The sequence below is a fragment of the Streptococcus oralis genome (assembly GCF_001578945.1).
In the GTDB taxonomy this organism is placed as follows: Bacteria; Bacillota; Bacilli; order Lactobacillales; family Streptococcaceae; genus Streptococcus; species Streptococcus oralis_Q.
The window spans coordinates 225,414-230,219 of record NZ_KQ969552.1 but is presented as its reverse complement, the minus strand read 5'-3'; the positions used below and the strand labels follow the sequence as shown (position 1 = coordinate 230,219).

Annotated in this window: 5 protein-coding genes; 4 read left to right on the top strand and 1 reads right to left on the bottom strand. The window is 37.2% G+C overall.

From position 1 onward, the window contains the following. A partial coding sequence (locus SORDD16_RS06535; protein ID WP_128973488.1) for a M3 family metallopeptidase occupies window positions 1–774 on the top strand: 774 nt, incomplete at its 5' end. An 81-nt stretch (window positions 775–855) separates the two neighbouring features. Here SORDD16_RS06535 and SORDD16_RS06530 read toward each other — a convergent pair. Next, window positions 856–1,824, bottom strand: a complete 969-nt coding sequence (locus SORDD16_RS06530; protein ID WP_061452798.1) for a hypothetical protein — start codon at window positions 1,822–1,824, stop codon at window positions 856–858. A 191-nt stretch (window positions 1,825–2,015) separates the two neighbouring features. Between SORDD16_RS06530 and SORDD16_RS06525 the strand changes: the two genes are divergently transcribed. The 3 genes from SORDD16_RS06525 to SORDD16_RS06515 form a co-directional block, all read left to right on the top strand. Beyond that, window positions 2,016–2,714 carry a hypothetical protein gene (locus tag SORDD16_RS06525; protein WP_061452797.1) on the top strand — a complete coding sequence of 233 codons (699 nt, stop codon included), beginning with the start codon at window positions 2,016–2,018 and terminating at the stop codon, window positions 2,712–2,714. A 135-nt stretch (window positions 2,715–2,849) separates the two neighbouring features. Continuing rightward, entirely contained in the window at window positions 2,850–3,527 is a 678-nt protein-coding gene (locus SORDD16_RS06520) for a hypothetical protein (RefSeq protein ID WP_061452796.1), read from the top strand. Window positions 3,528–3,536: 9 nt separating this feature from the next. Further along, on the top strand, window positions 3,537–4,806 hold a 1,270-nt coding region (locus SORDD16_RS06515; RefSeq protein WP_061452896.1), incomplete at its 3' end, for a Tle-like phospholipase domain-containing protein.

The window sequence follows — 4,806 nt, the reverse complement described above, 5'->3', positions numbered from 1 at the left end:
GAGCGTTGGGTGGACTACGCTGCCAATAGTGGCAAGGATTCTGGTGGATACGCGGCGGATCCCTATCGCGTACATCCTTATGTCCTCATGAGCTGGACTGGACGTCTCAGCGATGTTTATACCCTCATTCATGAGATCGGGCATTCCGGTCAGTTTATATTTTCTGACAATCACCAAAGTTACTTCAATGCCCATATGTCGACCTACTATGTTGAAGCGCCGTCAACCTTCAATGAATTGCTTTTAAGTGATTACTTGGAGCACCAGTCTGACGACCCACGTCAAAAACGTTTTGCCCTTGCTCACCGCTTGACAGATACCTACTTTCATAATTTCATCACCCACCTCTTGGAAGCAGCCTTCCAGCGTAAGGTTTATACATTGATTGAGGAAGGGGAGACCTTTGGAGCAAGCAAACTCAACAGCATTATGAAGGAAGTCCTGACAGACTTCTGGGGAGATGCTATTGAGATTGATGACGATGCGGCTCTGACTTGGATGCGTCAAGCTCACTACTACATGGGCTTGTATAGCTACACCTACTCAGCGGGACTTGTTATCTCGACAGCTGGATATCTCCATCTGAAACATTCAGAAACCGGAGCTGAAGACTGGCTCAACCTCCTCAAATCAGGTGGCAGCAAGACACCGCTTGAGTCAGCCATGATTATCGGAGCGGATATTTCAACGGACAAACCACTCCGTGATACCATCCAGTTCTTGTCAGATACGGTGGATCAGATTATTGCCTATAGTGCAGAGTTGGGAGAGTAAAGGACGGATTTAAGACATTTTAATGACAAGATGAATACACAAAAATCACCTGTTTGAGGTGATTTTTTATGCTTTAAAGATTTATTCAAATTTTCCTTTATTGGCCTCGTTTGAAGCCTTCATGCTAATTTGTAAAAGGTTGGCGAGATTTTCATTATCAAGGCTAGCTTCACCATTATTATCCACTTTTATGGCGAGGTAATGAGTGTTACGATCAAGATAATCCATTCCCTCTAAATCGACATAGTTATTCGCTTTAAAATCAAGCGCCGCTAATTGATAAACAAATCGAATATTTAGAGCTTTAGCATAGTCTGTTTCAAGAACCTTTTGTTGTTCTTCTACCAGTCCTTGAAAGAATTCGAGATTATCTGTGTGATAGGATGCTTTGACTTCATATTGGTAGGTATCTACAGATGGGGACATAAATTTCAAATAAACCATGTCGTCCTCTACCTTATAATCCTCAAGAGTATAGGCACCTGCTTTTCCTAAGGCATTGGTGTTGACCTTGAAAAACATAGGTGCATAAATTTTGAGAGGATATTTTTCTCCCTTATACTCAAAGATGGTATCATTTGAAAAATTCGGACGGATTTTAGTTAACTCAGGGACTAAATATTCGTTCCAAATCTTATCAAATAACTCTTCTTGATTGCTAGCACCCGCTGATTTCACAACTAGATCAAGGTTTTCTTGATTGACAAAGACAGCGTCCACTAGCTTGAGAGCAGCTTGAACCTTAGGATCAGAAATTTCTTTTTTCTTTTTCTCGAGATTTTCAGCCGCCTCTTTAGTACGCTCCAAAGTTTTATTAAATTGACTGCCACTGTTTGTTTCAACAAAGGTTCTCTCATAGTTCGTAGGTGCAACTTTGGCATTCCAGTCAAATGAAGCGGCAGGGCCAGTTACATCTTTCTTGTGATAGGTAGAAGCCTGATTGTTTGAAATATTTGTAGAACTAGTAGATGGCTTTGATGAGCAAGCACCAAGGGCTAAGGTTAGTGTTGTCACACAAGCTAGGCAACAAAGTCTGAACGATTTTTTCATACATTTCTCCTTCAAGTAATGCTTGTTATTCACTGTCTATTATATCATGACCTTTAGAATTACAGTGTTTTAAAATGAATTAGACAGGATTTTAACATCATAGATGAAACAGTCATATCAGCCTTTTATGATATACTATAAGGGAAATATGATTAGTTGTTTTATTAATTATCATAGGTAAGGAGAAGGTTATGAAAAAACGCATGTTTTTCGCAATGTTAGTTTTAGTAGGATTAATAATGATAGGAATAACAGGATGTGGAGATAATAAAAACAGTCGAGAATGGATTGAGAACAAAATCTCTGAGGTTAGTCGTGTCTATCCAACCGAGGATCTGTTTGACTTGTTTAAGCAATTTCCAGAAGGGTTTGAGATTGAGCAGGTCTATTTTAAAAAGAAAAGTGATGGAATTGACGATTTTATCACAGAAATTAAGCTGAAAGGTGATGCGACTTCGCATACAATAACGGGTACTCTTGCTAAAATTCCAGCGAAGGATGATGCACCAAAAAGCGAAGAGGAGTTAGTAAGTGTTCAATATGTAGACAACAAATTTATTTTTTCTGATGAAGAAACTGCTAAAAAAATGTGGAAGTTTGACAGATTTTTATTTCAAAAGTTGACTTTAAATAAAACAGAATTTTCTAAGTTAAGATTAAAAGAGAAATCGTATAATAACGTGACAAATGGTTTTAGTATTTTATATTTTACAGAAAACGAAGTAGTTAATAATTATTTTCATAAAAATGATTCTGAAACATCCGTACTAGAGATTGGAAGTTCTCTACAAAACGAGGGTTATTACTACTACTCAATTTTACTAGATTACAATGATGGCTATTATTTTAGAGAAACGGTATCAAATGCGGAGGTATATAATGGCCAATAGTGGAATTCCAACTTTAGATGCGTCTAATCTGACTTACGAATGTGAACAAGATGCAAGGAATTGTTGCTTTTATGGTATACTATAAGTGAACTACGGTTAGCTATTTTGTTGAATATCATAAATAAGGAGAAGGTTATGAAAAAACGCACTTTTCTCACAATATTACTTTTAGGGGGATTGATAATGACGGGACTGGCAGGATGTGGAGAAAATAAAAATAGTCGAGCATGGATTGAGAACAAAGTCTCTGAGGTCAGTCGTGTCTATCCAACTGAAAATCTGTTTGATTTGTTTAAGCAATTTCCGGAAGGGTTTGAGATTGAGCAGGTCTATTTTAAAAAGAAAAGTGATGGAATTGACGATTTTATCACAGAAATTAAGCTGAAAGGTGATGCAACATCGCATACAATAACGGGTACCCTTGCTAAAATTCCAGCGAAGGATGATGCACCAAAAAGCGAAGAGGAGTTAGTAAGTGTTCAATATGTAGACAATAAATTTATTTTTTCTGATGAAGAAACTGCTAAAAAAATATGGAAGTTTGATGGTTTCTTGTTTCAAAAACTTGGTATAGATAAAGAATTTTTAAGTAAATTATCATTAAAAAACAAACATTTTAACGGAAATAATGGTTCTTTTGATATAGATTATATTATTAAAAACACAACGATTAACCAATATTTTAATAAACAGCAACAAGTTGAAACAGTGCTAGGATTTGGTAGTTCTTTGAGATTAGATGACTTTTATTACTATTCTGTTACTGTTGATTTTAATGATGGCTATTATTTTAAGGAGAGAGTATCGAATTAGGAGAGAAGTATGAGTAAAAAGGATACAGCAAATGGTGGTATTGCTACTCTAGATGCAGCAAATTTGACTTACGAATTTGAGAATGTGCGAGTTAACCAACCTGAAATTGGACATGATGATAGAAAACAACTTCTTAATGCAGTAGACAGAAGTAAACCTCTCCCCTCCAACCTCCAATATCTAGATGATTTTCATGATGACTCTACTGGGACGAGTGGTACAGCTTTCCTAGATAAGGATAGTGGAGAGGTGATTATTGCCTATACGGGAACGAATCCTAATGCGGATATAGTCAAGGATGTCGCTACAGATGTCGGTAGTATAGCCATGGCGCTCGGTTTTCATTATGATGAAGCTTTCAAATTTTATGAAAGGATTCGACAGAGATACGGAGATAATATTACTCTAACTGGACATTCTTTAGGAGGTAACATCGCTCAGAGGGTGGCCTTAGAGTATAACGCTCCGCGTACTGTGGTATATAACTCAGCGCCTCTCTATTTAGAAGGTCTTATCAAATCTAAAGATAAAATTATAGATTACCTAACTCCTTGGGATTCAGCTCGTGAGAAGATTCTCAATAAACGAAAGACATTCACAGGTCAAGTAGTAAGAATTCGGACACAGGATGACTTTCTTAACAATATCTCAAAGCCTTTTTTAGGTGTATACTTGGGAGAAGATTATCTGCTTGAAAATTCCGGTGGGCACAGTATTGATCCGGATATTACGGGTGATAAAAATCAAATTAACCAAATCAAGGATATTCTGGAAAAACAGAGTCCAGAAAAAATGACTGGACTTGAAAAGAAGAATTATGAGACCCTGAAGAAATTACAAGGTGTTAAAAACGGACTTCTAAAACAGTTGAATACTAAATTTTTATCAGATGGTAGTATAAGTAGCCATGAGATGTTCTTCTTGGACAGCGTTCAAGCAACAGCTGTTGCGACGGCAATGACAGAGAGCGTCAGCAACGGACACAGCGAGATTGAGGCAGTGGCTAAAAAAGCAGTTACAGATGCTGAAACACTCTACGATAAAAGTAAGGAAGTTCCCTGGTTTGTAACAGAGTTGACTTATGATGAGATAGAGGATGTCTATATAGAAGCTGGGGTAACGTATGATAGTATTGTGGGTGAGACTCAGAGACATTTTGATAAAAAAGTAAGTAAATCAGCTGCGATTGTAAAAGCCTTTACGGATTTGGAAACCAACATTCAAAAAGGTGTTGAACAGGCGGTTGAAGGAGACGAAAGCTTGGCAAAGGATATTAATC

Coding starts and splice junctions, on each gene's coding strand:
- SORDD16_RS06525 (WP_061452797.1), top strand. CDS start 2,016: ATGAAAAAACGCATGTTTTTCGCAATGTTAGTTTTAGTAGGATTAATA.
- SORDD16_RS06530 (WP_061452798.1), bottom strand. CDS start 1,824: ATGAAAAAATCGTTCAGACTTTGTTGCCTAGCTTGTGTGACAACACTA.
- SORDD16_RS06520 (WP_061452796.1), top strand. CDS start 2,850: ATGAAAAAACGCACTTTTCTCACAATATTACTTTTAGGGGGATTGATA.